The organism is Mesorhizobium sp. BR1-1-3, assembly GCF_020165455.1.
Taxonomy (GTDB): Bacteria; Pseudomonadota; Alphaproteobacteria; order Rhizobiales; family Rhizobiaceae; genus Mesorhizobium; species Mesorhizobium ciceri.
On sequence record NZ_JAIUIC010000001.1, the window covers coordinates 772653 to 791691 of the forward strand.

General features: G+C 62.2%; 24 protein-coding genes and 1 pseudogene. 5 read left to right on the forward strand and 20 right to left on the reverse strand.

Translation table 11 applies throughout. The features are described 5' to 3' along the window. Positions 1-142: 142 nt before the first annotated feature. The 3 genes from LB559_RS03910 to LB559_RS03920 are packed head-to-tail and all read right to left on the reverse strand — an operon-like array spanning position 143 to position 2144. Positions 143-346, reverse strand: coding sequence for a hypothetical protein (locus LB559_RS03910; protein WP_027162726.1), 204 nt, complete (start codon positions 344-346; stop codon positions 143-145). Beyond that, positions 339-1265, reverse strand: a complete 927-nt coding sequence (locus LB559_RS03915) for a DMT family transporter (RefSeq protein WP_224673066.1) — start codon at positions 1263-1265, stop codon at positions 339-341. Before LB559_RS03915 ends, LB559_RS03910 begins: the two co-directional genes overlap by 8 nt. 45 nt (positions 1266-1310) lie before the next feature. After that, a complete protein-coding gene (locus tag LB559_RS03920) occupies positions 1311-2144 on the reverse strand; it encodes a hypothetical protein (protein ID WP_024504290.1) in 834 nt (277 codons plus the stop codon). 110 nt (positions 2145-2254) lie between these two features. Here LB559_RS03920 and LB559_RS03925 point away from each other — a divergent pair, with 110 nt between their 5' ends. Next, positions 2255-3214 carry a LysR substrate-binding domain-containing protein gene (locus tag LB559_RS03925; RefSeq protein WP_024504291.1) on the forward strand — a complete coding sequence of 320 codons (960 nt, stop codon included), beginning with the start codon at positions 2255-2257 and terminating at the stop codon, positions 3212-3214. 96 nt (positions 3215-3310) lie between these two features. Here LB559_RS03925 and LB559_RS03930 read toward each other — a convergent pair whose 3' ends face one another. Then, positions 3311-3823 (reverse strand): DinB family protein, encoded by a 513-nt coding sequence (locus tag LB559_RS03930; protein WP_027162724.1) that lies wholly within the window; start codon positions 3821-3823, stop codon positions 3311-3313. Between the two features lie 59 nt (positions 3824-3882). Between LB559_RS03930 and LB559_RS03935 the strand changes: the two genes are divergently transcribed. Then, the gene (locus tag LB559_RS03935; protein WP_013532474.1) at positions 3883-4575 is read left to right on the forward strand and encodes a glutathione S-transferase family protein; all 693 of its coding nucleotides are present in this window, start codon (positions 3883-3885) and stop codon (positions 4573-4575) included. A 17-nt stretch (positions 4576-4592) separates the two neighbouring features. Here LB559_RS03935 and LB559_RS03940 read toward each other — a convergent pair whose 3' ends face one another. Then, the gene (locus tag LB559_RS03940) at positions 4593-4850 is read right to left on the reverse strand and encodes a DUF2934 domain-containing protein (protein ID WP_224673067.1); all 258 of its coding nucleotides are present in this window, start codon (positions 4848-4850) and stop codon (positions 4593-4595) included. 159 nt (positions 4851-5009) lie between these two features. Between LB559_RS03940 and ndk the strand changes: the two genes are divergently transcribed. Next, positions 5010-5432 (forward strand): nucleoside-diphosphate kinase, encoded by a 423-nt coding sequence (ndk, locus tag LB559_RS03945; RefSeq protein WP_013532476.1) that lies wholly within the window; start codon positions 5010-5012, stop codon positions 5430-5432. Positions 5433-5500: 68 nt separating this feature from the next. Here ndk and LB559_RS03950 read toward each other — a convergent pair whose 3' ends face one another. The 6 genes from LB559_RS03950 to LB559_RS03975 form a co-directional block, all read right to left on the reverse strand. Beyond that, positions 5501-6265: a YbaY family lipoprotein gene (locus LB559_RS03950; protein WP_224673068.1), complete on the reverse strand. Its 765-nt coding sequence runs from the start codon at positions 6263-6265 to the stop codon at positions 5501-5503. 125 nt (positions 6266-6390) lie between these two features. Beyond that, positions 6391-6867, reverse strand: a complete 477-nt coding sequence (locus LB559_RS03955; RefSeq protein ID WP_224673069.1) for a molybdenum cofactor biosynthesis protein MoaE — start codon at positions 6865-6867, stop codon at positions 6391-6393. Between the two features lies 1 nt (position 6868). Continuing rightward, positions 6869-7126 carry a molybdopterin converting factor subunit 1 gene (moaD, locus tag LB559_RS03960; RefSeq protein WP_013532479.1) on the reverse strand — a complete coding sequence of 86 codons (258 nt, stop codon included), beginning with the start codon at positions 7124-7126 and terminating at the stop codon, positions 6869-6871. 1 nt (position 7127) lies between these two features. Then, on the reverse strand, positions 7128-7724 hold the full coding sequence (pgsA, locus tag LB559_RS03965; RefSeq protein ID WP_013532480.1) for a CDP-diacylglycerol--glycerol-3-phosphate 3-phosphatidyltransferase: 597 nt from the start codon (positions 7722-7724) through the stop codon (positions 7128-7130). Between the two features lie 97 nt (positions 7725-7821). Continuing rightward, entirely contained in the window at positions 7822-9885 is a 2064-nt protein-coding gene (gene uvrC / locus LB559_RS03970; RefSeq protein WP_063171807.1) for an excinuclease ABC subunit UvrC, read from the reverse strand. Beyond that, on the reverse strand, positions 9882-10646 hold the full coding sequence (locus LB559_RS03975; protein WP_013532482.1) for an SDR family oxidoreductase: 765 nt from the start codon (positions 10644-10646) through the stop codon (positions 9882-9884). Before LB559_RS03975 ends, uvrC begins: the two co-directional genes overlap by 4 nt. Before the next feature lie 413 nt (positions 10647-11059). Between LB559_RS03975 and LB559_RS03980 the strand changes: the two genes are divergently transcribed. Next, the gene (locus LB559_RS03980; RefSeq protein ID WP_013532483.1) at positions 11060-11722 is read left to right on the forward strand and encodes an outer membrane protein; all 663 of its coding nucleotides are present in this window, start codon (positions 11060-11062) and stop codon (positions 11720-11722) included. 95 nt (positions 11723-11817) lie between these two features. On the opposite strand, the gene LB559_RS03985 is transcribed toward LB559_RS03980, so the two are convergent. Together LB559_RS03985 and LB559_RS03990 are read right to left on the reverse strand one after the other, a co-directional pair. Continuing rightward, a complete protein-coding gene (locus tag LB559_RS03985) occupies positions 11818-12414 on the reverse strand; it encodes a glutathione S-transferase family protein (RefSeq protein ID WP_013532484.1) in 597 nt (198 codons plus the stop codon). A 405-nt stretch (positions 12415-12819) separates the two neighbouring features. After that, the gene (locus LB559_RS03990; RefSeq protein WP_024504297.1) at positions 12820-13284 is read right to left on the reverse strand and encodes a hypothetical protein; all 465 of its coding nucleotides are present in this window, start codon (positions 13282-13284) and stop codon (positions 12820-12822) included. A gap of 574 nt (positions 13285-13858) precedes the next feature. Between LB559_RS03990 and LB559_RS03995 the strand changes: the two are divergent. Beyond that, a pseudogene (locus LB559_RS03995) lies at positions 13859-14169 on the forward strand (transcriptional regulator). 21 nt (positions 14170-14190) lie between these two features. Here the strand turns inward: LB559_RS03995 and LB559_RS04000 are convergent. The 7 genes from LB559_RS04000 to LB559_RS32820 all read right to left on the reverse strand — a co-directional run bounded on the left by LB559_RS04000 (position 14191) and on the right by LB559_RS32820 (position 18969). Further along, entirely contained in the window at positions 14191-14805 is a 615-nt protein-coding gene (locus LB559_RS04000; RefSeq protein ID WP_224673070.1) for a LysE family translocator, read from the reverse strand. A gap of 101 nt (positions 14806-14906) precedes the next feature. Beyond that, positions 14907-15743 (reverse strand): DMT family transporter, encoded by an 837-nt coding sequence (locus LB559_RS04005; RefSeq protein ID WP_224673071.1) that lies wholly within the window; start codon positions 15741-15743, stop codon positions 14907-14909. Further along, positions 15740-16321: a TetR/AcrR family transcriptional regulator gene (locus tag LB559_RS04010; RefSeq protein ID WP_224673072.1), complete on the reverse strand. Its 582-nt coding sequence runs from the start codon at positions 16319-16321 to the stop codon at positions 15740-15742. The genes LB559_RS04005 and LB559_RS04010 overlap by 4 nt, the downstream gene beginning before the upstream one ends. 134 nt (positions 16322-16455) lie before the next feature. Next, positions 16456-16908 carry a hypothetical protein gene (locus tag LB559_RS04015; protein ID WP_013532490.1) on the reverse strand — a complete coding sequence of 151 codons (453 nt, stop codon included), beginning with the start codon at positions 16906-16908 and terminating at the stop codon, positions 16456-16458. 194 nt (positions 16909-17102) lie between these two features. After that, entirely contained in the window at positions 17103-17957 is an 855-nt protein-coding gene (locus LB559_RS04020) for a 23S rRNA (adenine(2030)-N(6))-methyltransferase RlmJ (RefSeq protein WP_063171802.1), read from the reverse strand. A gap of 62 nt (positions 17958-18019) precedes the next feature. Further along, the gene (locus LB559_RS04025) at positions 18020-18625 is read right to left on the reverse strand and encodes a hypothetical protein (protein ID WP_063171801.1); all 606 of its coding nucleotides are present in this window, start codon (positions 18623-18625) and stop codon (positions 18020-18022) included. A 215-nt stretch (positions 18626-18840) separates the two neighbouring features. Continuing rightward, positions 18841-18969 carry a hypothetical protein gene (locus tag LB559_RS32820; RefSeq protein ID WP_263498931.1) on the reverse strand — a complete coding sequence of 43 codons (129 nt, stop codon included), beginning with the start codon at positions 18967-18969 and terminating at the stop codon, positions 18841-18843. Positions 18970-19039 lie beyond the last annotated feature (70 nt).

Below are 19039 nucleotides of genomic sequence, written 5' to 3' on the forward strand. Positions count from 1 at the left end.
CAAAATCCTCCACCCCAGCGAAGACTTGTGTCGATGTATCTCTTTAACCGCGTCCCCCAACGGACCGCCAAGTCTCATAAAAGAATGAAGAATCGGCCAAAATAGCATTCATGCGAAATCGACGCCGTGCAAATTAGAAAATCTAATACTTGGAACCAGCAGACTTAGCGGCAGGACTTTCGTCCAATATCTCCAGAATACGCTTCCAGCGGGCGCAGCGCGCGAAATCCTTTTGTTCTATCGCCTTTTCGGCCCTCATCGCGGCGTAAAGCGGTGCCTCGACGCCGAATTCGTCGATCAGCCAATGCGCTTCCTGAATGGCCAGACGCTCATTCTCGTCAAACATGGTTTTCGGCCTCCGAACGTTCCACACCGACCGCGACACAACTGCCGATGACGAGGATGGCTCCGACAATGGCCGTCACCGTCAGCCGTTCGCCGGACAAGGTCAAAAGCAGGGTCGAGGCGATCGGCGTGAGATAGGCGACCACCGCGACCCTGCCGCTGCCTTCAAGCTTCAAGGCGCGCGACCAGAAATAGTAGCCCAAGCCCATCGGACCGGCGCCGAGATAAAGGCCGAGAGCCAGGTCCGCGCCGATGGGCCAGGTGAAACCGTCGCGAGCGCACCACAGAAACGTCAAAGCGACGCCGATCAACGATGAGGGCAGCAACAGGCGATCGGCTGGGGTGGCGACCCGTCCCACCATGATCGAATAGAAGGCCATGCACAGCGCCGACCCGAATGCGGCGAGATATCCGACCAGATCGCCGTCGAACCAGGATTGGTTGCGCCCTCCCGAAATCACCAGCGCGACGCCGATGAAGCCTACCACCGCGGCGAGACCCAACAGTGCCGGACGCCGCGGATTTTCCAAGGCAATGACTGCCGCCGCAACCATCAACGGCCAGGTGTAGGCGACCAGATTGGCCTCGATCACCGGCATCGAAGCGAAGGCGATGTATTGCAGCACCATGGTGCCGACCAGACCGATGAAGCCGACCGCGAGAGAGATGAACGCCGCCCCGGCCGTGACCGGTGCTACTCTTTTCCGGCTCATCAATCGGATGGCGGCGAAGACGAGTGCAGCGCCTGCAAATTGCAGGAACTGGACCTGCGACACCGGGTGGCCGGCCAGCAGGGATTTGCCGACCAGGGCATTGGTGGACCACAACGCCACCGCACCGGCAGCGAAGACCAACGCGGATATCGAGCCGGATCCCTGCCGAAACAATCGGCATGGGATTCTATTTTGCTGTTCGACCATGATCCTGTCCGAAAACCGGTTCCGACTTTTCGGGATCATGGTTCACTACCATGATTCCCTGGCTCCGCCCGGAACCGGAGCATCGACGGCGGCGGGCACGGGATGCTCCGCCTCGAACCGACGGTAGGCCGGGAGCTGGTTGGTCCAGACATCTTCGGCCAGTTCGCTGACCCACTCACGGTCGTGGTCATTGTCGGCGGCGAGATAGAACATTCTGTTGTCGTCGACATAGGGTTTGGCCACCGAGCGCTGGTTGAGCACCAGCGTGACGCGCTCGCCGAACCGGATCGGCGCGGTGCGATGCAGGACGCCCAGGAACTGGCCGAGCGTCGCGTAGTTCATCTTGTGATCGATGCGCATGACACTGTTGCGCGGGATCTCGCGGCCGGATTCGAGAATGGCGCGGCCGGTTTCGGAGTCGTCGCAATAGATTTCGAGGTGGCCGCCGACCAGCGGATTGCTGATCGACAGCGGAATGAGCTCGGTGACCGGAACGCCATCGCAATGCCACTCCACGGCGCCGTCCCTGGGATTCATGAAGGTGACCGTCGAGCCGACGATCGACAGCGGATAGGGCTCCAGCTTGGTGCCCATCATGTCGGACAGCCGCTCCAGGCGCAGCTTGTCATGCAGCAATTCCCTGATCTCGGGGATGAAACGGTCGGCCCCGGTGATGAAGGTCAGATCGAGGTGCTTGTGCACGGCATGGCTGGCCTTGAGCTTCAGGGCAGCCTCCTCGATCGCGGCAAGCAGTGCCGGGTCATAGCCGTGCAGATATTGCGCGACACCGAAACTCGACACTTTCCAGGCGGTTTCATGGCCGATAATGGCTTCGCGGCTCATCGCATAACGCAGTTCGGGAATGGTATGGGCGTTCATTGTACTTCTCCAGGATGGGGGCAACACTTGGTAAACAGTCGATTAATTCACCCACCCCTGTAAAATTAGGAATGCTGGTGCTAGTGTAAGCCAAGCTTAAGGTCGAAACCGTGCGTCTGCTCAGTCAGGTCAACCTCAATTCGCTGAAAATCGTGGAAAGTGCTGCAAGGCACGGTAATTTCACGCGCGCCGGTGAAGAACAGTTTATTACCGCTTCAGCGGTCAGCCAGCGCGTGAAAAGCCTGGAGGATCAGCTTCGTTTCAAGATTTTCCAGCGCGGCGGCAATGCGGTGTCGTTGACGCCGGAGGGCGAGACCTATGTCTCGCGCGTTCGCGAGGCGCTGGAGCGAATCGTCGCGGCCAGCATGGAAGCGACCGGGCAATCGCAGGAGCATGTGCTAAAAATATCGGTGCTGCCGACCTTTGCGGCACGCTGGCTGTTTCCGCGCCTGCCGCTGTTCCAGCAGCAATATCCCGATATCGTGATGCGGGTCTCAACCTCCTACGCGACGCATGAGCTCACGGCCTCGGAATTCGATCTCGAAATCCGTTATGGCGACGGTCACTTTCACGGGCTGCAATCCGATCTGCTGTTTCGCGAAGACCTGACACCGGTGTGCAGCCGCAAGCTGTTCCACGAAGTCCTCGGCGACAAGCGGCTGTCGAAGGTGACACCGGACGACCTCAAGCACTTCACCCTGCTGCATTCCGACACCTGCACCCAGAATTGGCAGTCCTGGCTTGGTTTCGCCGGCGCCAGCTTCGTGCTCAGCGAGACCAAGAGCATCTATTTCGACTCGTGCATGATGTCCTACGAGGCAGCCAATTCCGGGATGGGCTTTGCGGTGGCCAACCGTGCCTATATGGCCAGCGACATTCGCGCCGAAAGGCTGGTGGCTCCCTTCGCCGTCCATCATCCGAACACGGCTGGCTGGTATTTTGTCTCTCCGTTGAAAGGCCTTGCCGCACGCAAGGTCCAGTTGTTCAAGCAGTGGGTAATGGCGGAAGCGGCCCTGACCCAGTCCCAGTTGGACAACGAAATCAGGGGCGAGGCTTCGACGGCTGCCTGAATCCATCCGGTGCCTACTGATGCAAAGACGATGCTGCAGCACAAAATGCAGCGATGGCCGGCACAACCTTCGGACTGGCTACGCCAACGCCACCGATCAGGCGAAAGCCCTGCCCTCCTCGGTCCGCTGGAAAAGCATCAGGTCCAACCCCAGGCTTGGCCGTCCCAGGCTGGTCAGGATCGTATGCGCCTGGCCGCGATGGTGGGTCTGGTGGTTGAAGACATGGTCCAGCGCCGGCGCCAGCCTTTGCGAGACGGTGCGCATGTCCGAGACGGTCATGTAGGTGAACCGGCCCGTCAACGCCTTGTCATTGAGGCCGCCGACCCAATCGATGATCCGCCTGTCCTCGGCTTCACGCGCCGCCCGCAGGCCGGTCAACCCCCGATGCAGGATAGCGTCCAGTGTAGTCGGCGCGTCGCCCTCCCCGGTGAAGCGCTTCATCCAGATGCGGTCGGCAGTCAAAAGGTGGTTGAGCGTGCCCATCATCGAGCCGAAGAAGGCGCCGACATCGCGGTTGAATTCCTCATCATCGAGTTCGGCGGCGGCATCATAGATGCGGCCATTGGCCCATTGATTATAGGCCGCAAACATCATGAAATGCTGTCTCATGGCTTCCCTCGGCTCGCGTCGATGCGGGGCCTACCTAACCCGCACGGGAGCCGCCGCCAATGACCATTCTGCTTTATGATCTCGTCGGACGCGACAGCACACGTCCGTTCAGCCCGCATTGCTGGAAGGTGGCGATGGCGCTTGCCCACAAGGGGCTCGACATATCAACCGTACCGACGCGCTTTCTCGAGGTGCCCGCTGTCGAGGGCGGCGTTTCGAAAACCGTTCCGGTGATCCGCGACGGCGAGACAGTCCTCGCGGATTCCTTCGCCATCGCGCTCTATCTCGATGAAGCCTATCCGGACCGGCCGACGCTGTTTGGCGGTGAAGGCGGCGAGGCGATGGCGCGCTTCATCGAACGCTGGTCGCAAGTGACCATTCATCCCTACGTGACCACCGCGGCCATCATGGACCTTCATGCCATGCAGGACGCGGAAAACGCCGTCTATTTCCGCCAGAGCCGGGAGCAGCGTCTTGGCAAGAGGCTGGAGGAGGTGACGGCCGCCAGGGAGGCCGGGCTCGGCACTTTCAGAGCCTCGCTGGAGCCATTGCGCTCGATGCTCTTCTATCAGCCGTTCATCGGCGGCGCGGCGCCGCTGTTTGGCGACTATATCGTCTTCGGCGCCTTGCAATGGGCGCGCATAGCCTCGCCCTACCAATTGCTCGACGACGGCGACGTGGTGGCGCAGTGGTTCGCCCGCTGCCTCGACCTGCATGGCGGGCTGGGGCGAAAGGTCGCCGCCGCGGCTTGACGCCGTAAAGCAGTAACTTACTTGACCGCCTTCTTTGGCTTGCCGGCCTTCGTGGCAGCCTTTGCCTCCTTGGGGGCGGCTTTTGGCTTGGCGGCGCCAGCTGCCTTCTTGGTTGGCTTTTTGGCTGCCGACTTGCCTGCGGCGTCCTGCTGGTCGACGTCGGCCGCCGCCTGATGCCAATGGCGCTCATGATGTCCAGCCGGCTGGCCCTCTTGCAGCCAGATCTGGTGCGCACGGTTGCGAATGCGTTCCTGACGATCGTCTGTCATGGTCATGTTGTCTCCATACGGCCCGACCTCAGCGCGGCGCCGACACGCGACTATAGCAAGCAAAGCGTTGCTGTGCAGCCGTCTGATCGGGGCCCCTTGGCAATGGGCCGGGCGGCTTGTATAGAGCCCGCCACTCTCAATTCCATTCTCAGACAAGGACGACCCATGGCGCTCGAACGCACATTTTCCATGATCAAGCCGGACGCAACCCGGCGCAATCTCACCGGCGCCATCACCAGGATGCTGGAAGAGGCAGGCCTGCGTGTCATCGCCTCGCGCCGGGTCTGGATGAGCCGCCGCGAAGCGGAAGGCTTCTATGCCGTCCACAAGGACCGCCCTTTCTTCGGCGAATTGGTTGAATTCATGTCGTCGGCACCGACCGTCGTCCAGGTGCTGGAAGGCGAGAACGCCATTGCCAGGAACCGCGAAGTGATGGGCGCCACGAACCCGGCCAACGCCGCCGAAGGCACCATCCGCAAGGTTCATGCGCTGTCGATCGGCGAAAACTCCGTGCACGGCTCCGACGCACCGGAGACCGCGGCAGAAGAGATCAAGTACTGGTTCTCGGACACCGAGATCGTCGGCTGAGCCGACGATCCAGACCTTGGATTCCGTAAAAAGAAGGCCGGCGTTTCGCCGGCCTTTTTCGTTGGGGGTCAGCTCGCCGCGCTAAAGCGCAGGATCTCGCGGCCATCCTTGCCTGATATGATGAGCTTGCCGGCCTCGACACGGTAAGACGCCGCCTTGGCCAGCGCATCGAACAGCGCCTTTTCCTCGGCCATCACCTCTGGCGCACAGGCCTTGTAGGTCGAACCGATGTCTCCGATCACGATCGTTTGCCCATTGACCTTGGCGGTGGCGAAATAGGTGTTGCAGGGGCCGCTGCCGCCCGCCTTGCCGGCCTCGCTGACCCTGAATGTCGCTTGCGGGGCAGCGATGACGCCGATGCCGTCGACATAGTCGACCAGCCAGAGCTGGTCGAAGACCGAAACCGTCGGCTCGGCGTTCGGGGCGACCATCTTCAGCATGATGGTCTGCGGCACGTCGGTCAGCGGATCGACCTGATGGCGCATATCGGAGATGAACAGGAGCTTGTCGTCGACGGTGATGCGGGCTTGCAACGCGTAAGTCATCTGCGACCGGATGACGGAAGGGTCGAATTTGATCTCGAAGCTGATCGGCACCTGGCCGGCTGGCTTCACTTTCTGCTCGCCGATAATGGTGGCCGGCGCATCGGCCAGCGACACGTCGGCAAGTTGCACAGAGAGCACGGCACTGGGCGGCAAGGCAATGCGCTCGCGATAGATCACTTCGCCTCTCACTGCCTTTTCGGCGGCAACAGACTGCTCAGGAACGGCCAATATGCCGACGACCAGAGGCACGAAACCGAAGATGAAGAACTCCGCGATCCTGTCCAGCATGACCATCTCCCTCACCCCGGGCTGCCAATGCCCCGGGCTGCCAATGCCCCGGGCTGCCAATGCCCAGGCTGACCAATTCCGCCAATTGGCCAAAGGATTGCGGTCAATGCATGGCTGCGGCGATCTTATTCGGACGCTTTCCAGCGTTGCGCGGCCGTTGCATCGGCTTCCTTGGCCTCGACCCAGCCACCCTCCGAACCGTCAGCCCGATGCTCCTTCTTCCAGAAGGGCGCGCGCGATTTGAGATAGTCCATGAGAAAATTCGCCGCCTCGAACGCCGCATGGCGGTGCGCGGAGGCTGCCACCACCAGCACGATGTTCTCGCCGGGCGCGATCTTCCCGTGGCGGTGGATGGCGGTGAGCCCCTGCAACGGCCAACGCTCGACCGCTTCAGCAGCGATGCGGGCGATTTCTGCTTCGGCCATACCGGGATAGTGTTCGAGCTCGAGCGCTGAGAGCGCGCCCTGCTCGTCGCGGCAAAGGCCTGAGAAGCTCACCACGGCGCCGATATCGGCGCGGCCTAGCGTCAGTCTGGCGATCTCGGCCGCGACGTCAAAATCTTGGCGCTGAATGCGCACGACAGGTATGATCCCGCCGGTCATTTCAGCCCCCGGTCATCGGCGGGAACAGCGCGATTTCGCGGGCGCCCGCGATCTTCTCGCGGTGCTCGACATGCTCCTGGTTGATGGCGACACGGATGACGTCGGGATATTGCAGCGCGTGCTCGTAGCCCTCGCCGCGCGATTTCAGCCAGCGCAGGAGATCGGCGACCGTCTCGATGCCAGCCGGCAAGTCGACGTCTTCCTCGGGCATGCCGATGCGCTCGCGCACCCAGGCAAAATAGATGAGCCGGGTCGTCATCTCACTCGTCCATGATGTGCTTGAGGCCGGCGCGGAAATAGTCGTAGCCGGTGTAGAGCGTGACCAACGCCGCGATCCACAGCAGCACCAGCCCGGTCTGGGTGGTCAGCGGAAAGATCTTGTCGCCGGCTGGTCCGGCCAAGAGGAACGCTATGGCGACCATCTGGATGGCGGTCTTCCATTTTGCCAGCTGCGTCACCGGCACCGAGACTTTCAGCGCCGCCAGATATTCGCGCAGGCCCGAGACGAGGATTTCGCGGCACAGGATGATGATCGCCGCCCACAACGACCAGCCGGCAATGCCCGCATGGCGATCGGTGTCCGCAGCCAGCAGCAGCAGGCAGGTGGCGACCAGCAGCTTGTCAGCGATCGGGTCGAGCATCTTGCCGATGTTGGAGGTCTGTTGCCAGGCGCGCGCCAGATAGCCATCCAGATAATCGGTGATCGAGGCGAGCAGGAAGATGATCAGCGCCGACCACCGGGCAAAGTCGCTCGACTTCAGATGTCCTTCGAGAAAAAAGCACAGCACCACCATCGGCACCGCGACGATGCGGGCGTAGGTGAGCATGTTGGGCAGGTTGAACGCGCGCTTGGCCATATCCGGGAAACTCTTTCTGCCTGCCTACTCAAATCAGAAGCGAATGTGGGGGGTCAACAGGCCAGATTCGACAGGCCAGATGAAAGTGCCAGATTTTTCAACTCTCGTGGAAGTGATTGTAGACCAGTTTCGCCACCTGCTCGGAAATCCCGTCGACTTTCCGCAGATCCTCGATGGCCGCGCGGCTGACCGCCTTGGCGGTGCCGAATGCCAGCAGCAATGCCCGCTTGCGGCCGGGACCGATGCCGCTGATCTCATCAAGTGGGCTCTTGACCATTTCCTTCTTGCGGCGAGCCCGATGCGAGCCGATCGCGAAACGGTGAACCTCATCGCGCAGCCGCTGGACGAAATAGAGCACGGGGTCGCGGACCGGTAGGGAAAACGAGTCCCTGCCTTTGACGAAGAACCGCTCGCGGCCGGCATCGCGGTCCTGGCCCTTGGCGATGCCGATGGCAACCACGCGATCCTCGATGCCGAGATCGGCGAGGATCTTGCGCACCGCGGTCATCTGGCCCTGGCCACCGTCGATCAGGATGACATCGGGCCAGGCCGGGAAGCTGCCGGAGATATCGTCCTCCATATCGTCTGCCGAACCGTCGGCTGCATCCCCAGCCGGGACATCGCCATGCTCCTTGAGCAACCGCGAAAACCGCCGTTCCATCACCTCGCGCATCATGCCGAAATCGTCGCCAGGCGTGATCTCGGTCGAGCGGATGTTGAATTTCCGGTACTGGTTCTTCACGAACCCCTCCGGTCCGGCAACGACCATGGCGCCGACGGCATTGGTGCCCATGATGTGCGAATTGTCGTAGACCTCGATGCGCACTGGCGGCTTCGGCAGGCCGAATGTCTCGGCGAAACCGGCAAGCAGGCGTCCCTGGGTGGAGGTTTCAGCCAGCCGGCGTCCGAGCGCTTCGCGGGCATTCTGCAAAGCGTTGTCGGTCAGGTCCTTCTTCTCGCCGCGCTGCGGCACGGAGATTGCGACCTTGCGGCCGGCGCGGGTGGAGAGCGCCTCGGCCAGCAATTCCTGATCCTCGACGCCATGCGACAGAAGAATGTTCCGCGGCGTCGGCTTGTCGTCATAGAACTGCGCCAGGAACGAGCCCAGCACCTCGGCTGCTTCCAACGCCGGATCGGCCTTGGGGAAATAGGCGCGGTTGCCCCAGTTCTGGCCGGTGCGGAAGAAGAACACCTGGATGCAGACCTGGCCGCCTTCCTGATGGATGGCGAAGACATCGGCTTCGTCGACGGTCGCCGGATTGATGCCCTGGTGGCTCTGCACATGCGACAGGGCCGCCAACCGGTCACGATAGATCGCGGCGCGCTCGAAATCGAGAGCTTCCGACGCCTGCTGCATGGCGGCCGAGATTTCCGTCTTCACCTTCTGGCTGCGGCCGGACAAGAAGTCCTTCGCCTCATTGACCAGCTCGGCATAGTCCTGGTGCGAGACCTCGCCGGTGCAGGGACCGGCGCAGCGCTTGATCTGATAAAGCAGGCATGGCCGCGTGCGGTTCTCGTAGAACGAGTTGGTGCAACTGCGCAGCAGAAAGGCGCGCTGCAGCGAGTTGATGGTGCGGCCAACGGCACCGGCCGAAGCAAAGGGGCCGAAATAATCGCCTTTGCGCGAACGCGCGCCGCGATGCTTATAGATGCCGGGCGAGACATGGTCGCCGGTCAAGAGGATATAGGGAAACGACTTGTCGTCGCGCATCAGGACGTTGAATCGCGGCCGCAAGCGCTTGATAAGATTGGCTTCGAGCAGCAGCGCTTCGATCTCGGTGCGGGTGACGACGAACTCCATCGTCGACGTCTCGCGCACCATGCGGCCGATGCGGGTAGTGTGGAAGCGGCCTTGCGCGTAGTTGGTGACGCGCTTCTTCAGGCTGCGCGCCTTGCCGACATAGAGCACATCGCCGGCAGCGTTCATCATGCGGTAGACGCCGGGCGCGTTGGGCAGCCGCTTGACCAGCGTCTGGATCACCTCGGCGCCGATCATCCCTTCCGCGTCGCCGGCATGCGGCGTCCAGTCGATGGCGGTGAAGGCGACATCGGGACCGACGGTTTCAACGATCTCCTCGACCGCCTCGTCCTCGAGGTCGATGTCGGGGGGCAGATCGTCGGTGCCACCGCGCGGCTTGCTTTTGTGGTCTATAGGACTCATTCCGTCATGCCTGTCACATCGGGCGTCTGCCACGCAAGATGCTGGCCGCCATCAAGCGCGATCATCTGGCCGGTGACCGAGCGCGCTTCCCAGAGATAGCGGATTGTGGCGCCGAATTCCGGCAATTCCGGGCCGCGCTTGAGGATCAAGCCATCGACTTGGGCTGCAAAATCGCTGTCGTCCTGACGCGCGTTCTTCAATGTCGGCCCCGGGCCGATGGCATTGACGCGGACGCGGGGACCGAGCGCTTGCGCCATCATCTGGGTGGCTGTCCACAGCGTCGATTTGGACAGTGCATAGGAGAAGTAGCGCGGCGTCGGCCGCCAGACGCGCTGGTCTATCATGTTGACGATCAGGCCCTCCTGCCCTGCCGGTAGTGCCCGGGCGAAATTCTGCGCCAGGAGCGCGGGCGCTTTCACATGGACGGCAAAGTGCCGGTCCCAGGCCCGCCAGTCGAAATCCAGAACCGAATCGTCCTCGAACAGCGACGCGTTGTTGACCAGCAGCGAGAGCGGCCCTAGCGCTGCTTGCGCCTCGCCGATAAGGTCATCGATGGCGTCCATATCGGTCAGGTCGGCGGCGACCACTGCGGCGCGGCCACCTCCGGCGATGATTTCGGCAGCCAACGCATCGGCCTCGCTGCGCGAGCGGTTGCAATGGATGGCGACGGCAAAACCGTGCGCGGCGAGATCCTCGACGATCGCCCTGCCGATCCGCCTGGCCCCGCCCGTCACCAGCGCCGTGACAGTGGCTTTGCTCATATGGTGTCAATCCTCAATTTCGGCCCGAAAAAGCAGTGCCGGCGAAATATGGCCCGGCATGCGTTAAATGGTGTTCGCACCTTGGGCAGCATTGTGGCGAAACGGCCGTTTGGGCATCTTGGCCCGCCCTGGACTCAGGCGTGCCCGACCGCAATATAGGGTGCTGGAGTCCTTGCACCAAGCGGTGTGCAGCGCAGCACCGGATGGTTCCTGCCATTTCGCTGTTGCGAAGATGCAACGTCAAGGTTCTGCCTCATTTGCGCCGGGGAATGACCCAAGTTCAGGTTCGCTTCAGCCGCATTTTGACACGACATTTGGAACCGACGAACGCCAGATCCGTTTCACCCCCCGGACGGGTCGATGGCGATCGTGAGAAACAAGCCTGTGTCCTGTGGCTTAAGGAGTAAAGAACAATGCAAGCCAATCTCAAATTCGCACGGCCGCTGGCCGTTGCGCTCGGGCTCTTCGCCCTTAGCGGAACTGCCTATGCTGCTGACGTGGTTTCGGAAGAGCCGCCGGCACCTGCGCCGATCGCTGAACTTCCCGTCGCTTCGTGGGCCGGCCCCTACGCCGGTCTCAACGTCGGCTATGGCTTCAGCGGCCATACCAAGGAAAAGGATCTGGGTGTTGACAATGTTGACGTCGGCACCAAGGGCTTCGTCGGCAGCGTCTTCGGCGGCTATCAGTGGCAGCAAGAGAACTTCGTCTACGGCGCTGAAGCCGAACTCGGCTACAACGGCGTCAAGGGCGACGATTCTGGCGTCAATTCCAAGGCCGGCTTCGAGGGTTCGTTGCGAGCCCGTCTCGGCTATGCCGTGACCCCGGAAATCCTGCTCTATGGCACCGGCGGTCTCGCCGGAAGAAGCCTGAAGGTCGAAGACGACGTATACGGTTCGGACCGCGCCACGTTGCTCGGCTGGACCGCCGGTCTCGGCACCGACATCAAGCTGACCGACAATGTCTTCGGTCGTGTCGAGTATCGTTACACCGACTTCGGCAGCAAGAGCTTCGATGGCATCGGCAAGGTCAAGGCCACCGACAACCGCGTCACCTTCGGCGTCGGTATGAAGTTCTAAGTCGTTCAAGCCACGACACGAAAAAGCCGGGCCTCGCGCCCGGCTTTTTTTATGCCCGCGTGATTTCCGGGTAAATCTATTCGGGTAATGGGCGGTCAACCGGGAATGCAGGGCTTCAGTTCTGGAAACTTCTCGTCGAAGCGTGCCGCCCACCGCGTCAGCCGGGCGCGACCCTTCTCCCATTTCCCGGCAAAGCGCAGCGCGAGATAGCCAAGGCAGGCGCGCAGCGCCATCTGGCCGGCGGTGATCTTTTTCGGCAGCTTCGGCGGGTTTGCGTTGAGCAGGTCGAGTGCCGCCGTGATCTTCGCCCACTGGCGATCGAGCCAGGGCTGATAGACCATCTCCTCAGGCCGCGTGCGCCGTTCATAGACCATCGACAGCGCACAGTCGCAAATGCCGTCGGCCAATGCCTCCAGCACTTCCGCCTCGAGCCGCTTGTCGGGATTGCGTGGAAAAAGCGCGCTCTTCGACAAACGGTTGAGATGCTGGGTGATGGCGCGACTGTCATGGATGGAGCGACCGTCGTCGAGCACCAGAACCGGAATCTTGCCGAGCGGGTTGGCGATCATCAAGTCGGCCGGCTTCTCCTCGGTCTTGATCGGCACCAGATCGACAGCGATGCCGGCATAGGCTGCCGCCATTCGTACCTTGGAACTGTAGGGAGAAGACGACGCATAGAGCAGTCTGGGCATGATCCGTTTCCTGTTTTGCAGGCCGGCAGTGTTGACCGATCGGGCGCGATCGGGCAATGGCCAGAAGCGGAAAACCCAGCCGCCAGCGAGCGACGCAGCGGCCAGGGCCGTTTAGCGAGCGCTCCATGAAGACGGTGCTTCATCACCATGGTTGCCGGGATTGCGCGAAGCCGCCAGCCGACTGGCAAGACCGACGAGCCTCGCGCCGATGTTTCATCACCCGCATGAATGACACGAAAAAAGCCCCACCGGACTCCGCCCTATGGCGAAATCCTGGGAGCTGCGAAAAGATATCCTCCGTCCGCCTCTGTTCTCGCCTTCCGACTGCCTAAACAACGAGCGGGGCGCCCTGTGAGGCACCCGCCCTTGACTGTTTCGGCACCGCCCCCGGCGAGGGAAGCGCGACTACTTCTTGCCGGCCTTCGCGGGCGCTGCCTTCGGCTTGGCCGCAGGTGCCGCTTTCTTCACCGGCGCTGAAGATTTCGCTGCCGCAGCCTTCTTTGCCGGAGCAGCCTTGGCAGCCGGCTTCTTGGCTGGTGCAGCCTTGGCAGCCGGTTTCTTGGCAGGTGCTGCCTTCTTCGCTGCGGGTTTCGCCGCAGCTTTCGCTGCAGGCTTCTTGGCCGGTGCCGCCTTGGCAGCCGGCTTTGCCGCTGCCTTGGCGGGTGCCGCCTTCTTCACTGCCGGTTTCGCCGCAGCTTTCGCTGCCGGCTTCTTGGCCGGTGCTGCTTTTGCCTTGGCCGCCGCGGCCTTCGGCTTGGCAGCGGGTGCTGCTTTCTTCACTGCAGCTGCGACCTTTGCCGTCGCTGCTTTTGCGGGTGCTTTCTTTGCCGGTGCCTTGGACGCCGGCGCTTTGGATGACTGCTTAGCCATGCGATGCCCCTTCCTTTGTGCCGACGGCCGTAATGACCCGGCGCGCTCATGCATATCTGACTCGCGGCTTGCTAGCCAGCGAAGCAATAGACTGATTTTCGCAGCTTAAATTTCGGTTACGATCGGCACATGATCGTGCTGATCGTCGCAAAAATTCACTTCTGATCTTCGACCATTGGCTAGAATGTGTCGCCGACATTCTCCACACTCCGCGGAAGCGCTCCTCTCGTGAAGCTCCGAAGATCAGCGAGCAGCTTTGCGTGTCGATCGTCGGCCGCCGATATCATGACCGCTGCCTCATCGGTGCGATCATCTCGTGCAGGCGGACGATCTATACTGCAATGCGACAGCCGATCGGTGCATCGTCTTGTCAAGCACGAACGCAGATCGGCCTGCTCGTGAGTTGACAGATAACTCTACATGGCAGAGTATTCTGTACAGCATGCTGGAGCATTTCAATGTCGATCGCACAGGAGCAAGCGGCGCTGTCGCCGTTCGAGATTACCAAGACGGTCCGCCACGGCGGCAGCATGGTTGTCGGTGGCCTCCGGCTTGGCTGCGCCGGAGCCAATCGATGAGTGCCGACGAAATCATCCACCAGAGCACTCGGCTCAGGATCATGGCCGCGCTGAGCATGCTGGAAAGGCGGCAAACGCTGGACTTCACCGGGCTGAAAGCCATCGTGGACGTCACCGACGGCAATCTCGGTGCGCATCTCGATACGCTGGCCAGGGCTGGTTATGTCGACATCGAAAGCTGTTCGTCGGCCGCCGGCCGCAGACGCGCGTCAGGGCGACGACGAGCGGACGGCGCGCGTTCCGCGGCCATGCCGCATTCCTGCGCAAGATCCTCGATCAGGCCGAGGCGGCGGCGCGCAGGAAATAGCGTGATGACTGGGCAATCCGCTCAGCGCGCGGCAACAACGGCAACGCCGGCGCCGATCATCACACCGCCCGCCGCGCGGTTCGCCCGGCGTACGATCCTTGGTGTGCGCAACAGGCTGCGGGCGCGACCGGCGAGGACGACATGACCGCCGATCACCACGACCTCGACGGCCACGATCACCATCATCAGCACACCGAGATGACCTGCGTCGAGCGATGCGCCGACGACGCTAGGCAACAGCGCAATGTAGAACAACGGCATTTTCGGATTGCCAAGATTGAGCGCGATGCCGGTGGCAAAAATCATCAACAGCCCTCGCCGTCCTGAGATGGGCTGCAGTTCGGGAATGACGGGCGCCGCCATCCACAGCCTGATGCCCGTCCAGACCAGATAGGCCGCTCCACCATAGCGAAGCACCGTCATGACGATCGCCATCTTGGCGGCGACGATCGACAGGCCGAAGGCGGCGAGGATCAGGAAGATGAGGATGCCGACCACGGTGCCGGCACCGTAGGCGATGCCCGACGCGGCGCCATTGGAGATTGTGCGCGCGATGATCGTCATGTTGTCCGGACCCGGGCTGGCAGCGAACACGAAGAAGGCGGCCGCAAAGGCAAGCGAGGTCGCGAGATCCATGAAAACTCCCGAGGGTAATGCCGCTCTCGGGAGTCCAGACTAGCCGGTTTACCTGTCGGCGCCATCAGGAAAATCGAGAAACTGCGCGATGCGCATTTCCGTCACGGCTGATAGCCGAGGCAGATGGCGCCGAGCGCGACGATGGCGCAGGCGCCGACCCGCCGCGGCGTCAGCACCTCGCCGAGGAACAGACGTCCGATGAAGGCCGCGAAGACGACGCTGGTTTCGCGGATCGCGGTGATCGGACCGGCCGGTCCGAGCGCGAAGGCCGCGACCACGACACCGTAGGCCAGAAGTGCAAACAGGCCGCCGCCCAACGCCTTCCAGGTTTCCGGCGCACCCAGGTCGACTGTGAGCCGGCCACGGCAGGCGACGAAGGCCGCCGGCAGCAACGCGCCGTAGATCACCAGCACCCATGCGGTATAGGCACCGGCGTTTCCCGCCGCCCGAACGCCGAGCGCATCGACCGTCGCATAGGCGGCGGTGATCGCTCCCGTTGCCAGCGCATAGAGTATCGATGTCGTGGCGGCCCTGCCCCTTCCGAGAGAAAGGCCCATGATGCCGCCCGCGACCAGCGCGACACCGATGGTCTGCGGCAGAGTGAGCTGCTGGTTGGCCAGGAAGAACCCGCCGAGCGTGACGAGCAGCGGCACGCTGCCGCGAACGATCGGATAGACCTGTCCCAGCTCGCCATATCTGTAGGCGGCCACCAGAAACAAACTGTAGCCAACCTGCAGGCAGGCCGAGAGCACAATGTAAGACCAGGCCGGCGCGGCCGGAACGGCGTGGAAGAAGGCTAAGGGGATGGCGAGCGCCGTACTGGAAAAGCTCATGACGGTGACGGTCCACAACCTGTCGGCCCCCGTGCGCAGGAACGCGTTCCAGGTTGCGTGCAGGATCGCCGCAAACAATGCGAGCCCGACGACCAGCGGGCTCATTGGGACTCACGCGAAGCAGCGACGATGCCCATGGCCGCCTTGCGGGCGTCGCGAATGGCGGCGTCGGCCGGCCCCATCTGCGCCAGCAAGGTCGCACCTTCGATCAGCATAAGCAGTGTCGCCGCCACGCTTTCGGCGCGGCCGCGCGGCATCATCTCTTCGAGGATAGACCGCATGCGCCGCTTGAGGCCGTTCTTCTGCCTGACAACGGCCTTGAAAACCGGATGCCCGGAATCGCCGAACTCGGCCAATGCATGTGCGAACAGACAGCCATGGAAATCGGCGCTGCGGAACCAGCGTGCATGCCAGTCAAAAATCCTTCTGATTTTCTGTTCCGGCGGAATGCCCTCCTGGGCGAGCCGGTCGAGCTGGCGGTCGAAACGCATAGCGCGATAGTCGAGCACCTCGACGATCAATTCGTCCTTGCTGGGGAAGTGGCGATACATCGTCATCTTGGCCACATCGGCTTCGGCGATGATCCGGTCGATACCCGTCGCATGGAAACCGGCGCGCTTGAACAGCACGTAGGCCGTTTCAACGACGTGCTGGCGCTTATCGGAAACGGGCGACGGTGTCATGGCGCATACCGAGTGGTGAGACAGGTCTGTCTCATATCTATGCGACGGATCGCGCCAGCTGTCAACGCAGCACGAAAAACGCCTGCAGCCGATCAAGCCACAGGCGCGAAAGAGATTGGAAGGGGAAACCGGGTTTAGCGCAGAATGCGGCAGCGGCCGTTGTAGACCATCCAGCGGTCGAAGCCCGAGACGCAGAATTCGACATTGTCGCCGATCGAGGCAAAGCCCTGGCCTTCCTCGATCAGGTACCAGATGGTGCGATCGCGGCCGTCGGACAGGCTGACGGTGGCCCCGCAATAACGGCGACCGATCGGCCAGGTATCGTCGGCCGCCAGATAGCGATGCTGGTGAATGCGCCGGAAATCGGTGATCTGCACATCAGGCAGATGCGGCACGTGATGCACCTGATAGGAAAAGCGGCTGGTGATCTTGTTCAGTACCCAAGGCTGACCGCAGACCCCGCTGTCTTCATCGGAATAGACCGTAAGATCGGCGGCCTGCACGGTCTGGGTGATACCGAGAGGCGCGGCAAGCGGGGTGCAGAGCGAAATCAGGGCGGCAAGAGCGGATTTGGCGAAGCGAGTCATGGCAGCCTCTCAAGGTCGATTGTGCGCACTGTGCGGATTCGCTCGGCGGCGGTCAAGCGGTTGCGTTGACAATGGTTTCCCAGTTTGAAACTGCTTTTCGACCAAAGCCGAATTTACACGGCACCGGAATGGCTCTGGCACGTTCATGCCCGGATCCAAAAGAGCGCGGGTCCCGGGTCGTCAATGAGCCCGCCTCAAGCCTGCTCGCCGGCCAGCCATTCCAACGACCAGTGCGCCGGCTGCCCCACCGCAAGCAGCCTGTGCAGGGCCGGCAGCAGCGTCCGCAGCTCGCCCTCCAGCGTGAACGGCGGATTGACCACCAGCAGACCGCTGCCGTCGAGGCTGGGTTCCGAAGAGGCCGGCCTGATCTCGAATTCGATGTCGAGCAGCTTCGGGATGCCCGATTGCTTCAGCGCCTTGCGGAAAGCGATGATCGCCTTGCGGTCCTTGATCGGATACCAGAGCGCGTAGATGCCGCCTGGCCAGCGCTTGTGCGCCCTTATGAGCCCGTCGACGAGGCGATCGAACTCACCCGCTTCCTCGAATGGCGGATCGATGAGAACAAGGCCGCGCTTCTCCTTCGGCGGCAGATGGGCGCCGAGCGCCAGCCAGCCATCGAGTTCGATGATCCGGGCCTGGAAATCGCCGGCAAAGAACGTCCTCAGCCTCGCGGCATCCTTGGGGTGCAGCTCGATCGCGGTCAGCCTGTCCTGCTTGCGCATGAGATGGCGCGCAATCAACGGCGAGCCCGGGTATTTCTGGATGCCACCCTCAGGGTTGAGCGACCGTATTGTCTCCAGATAAGGCGCGAGCAGTGCTGCCACCGGCGCGGCAAACGGGGCATCGATCAGCCTGCCGATGCCGCCTTGCCACTCACCCGTCTTCTGCGCTTCGGCCGACGACAGATCGTAGCGGCCAATGCCGGCATGGGTGTCGACGACCCGAAACGCCTTGTCCTTCTGCTTCAGATACTCGAGCAAGCGCGTCAGCACGACATGCTTGACGACGTCGGCGAAATTCCCGGCATGGTAGGCGTGGCGGTAGTTCATCGTTTTGTGCCGTTATGCATGTCGTTGTCCCAAAACCGCTGCACACTTTTGGGCGACATGCATCAGCCCCTGCCCCAGCGCGGCGGTGGCGGCTGAGAGTTCGGATTTTCCGGCCGACCGCCTCGAGTGCGCAAGGTCAGCAAAAATCCGATCAGGCCGATCGCCATCAGCGCGAAGCCGACCGGCCGTGCACGGCTGTCGATCTCGCCTGCGCCGGAGCGCAGGATGAGATCGACAGCCCGCATCGGTATGTCGTCGGCATCACCCGGTCCGACGGTGAAGATGTAGGGACCCGGGCTGACGGTCGCGATGACGCCGGCCTCGTCGCGAAAGATCTTGTCGGGCAGTTGCGGGCTGGCCTGGCGAGGATTGTCGGAATGGTTGAACTGCAGCGTCGAGGCGAGCACCGTGCGGCCATTGCTGGCGGCGGTCAGCGTCAGCACGGTGCGCTGCTGCGAGACGATGCGCTCGGCTCTTGCGGTCAGGTCGACCAGCACCCGCACCGGCGCATCGCGGCCGGAGAGCGGCACCGTCAGCGGCTTGAAACGGCCTTGCTCATAGACCCGCCAGGTGCCGATCTCGTGCCCGGAGAAATTGCTCATCGCCCAGGGATAGATGACACCGACGCCGGCGCCGACAAGCAGGATCAGGACAAACAGAAAGCGCATTCACATCACCATGGCGTATCGTAACCTTGCCAATAGCGCCCCGACGGCCAAAAGGCGATGGCCAGTTGCGGCAGGCACCCTGGAGGTGGACCGTGCGGGGTGCGAGCGCAACCAGCTTGGCGGCGTGGCTGCGCAACAATGCCGATAACGTTCTACCTATGCGCTCAAAAATTAAGCCGTGTATTTCGCGCGCCGCGCTGAATATTGCTGTCGGCTCATTCTTGGCCGTTCTTGCTGTCAGGTTTTGATTCTACCTCAAGGGACAGCTTGCCGCGTCCGGCAACATATTGACGTCGATCGAGCCAATATGCTGATTCATAAACACGATTTGCCTTGTGCGCCATGCTTCGGTCCGAGAGGCCGTAGCCGCTTTCATGATTAACCATTCGCGAGCGCATTTGGTTAAGGAATTGC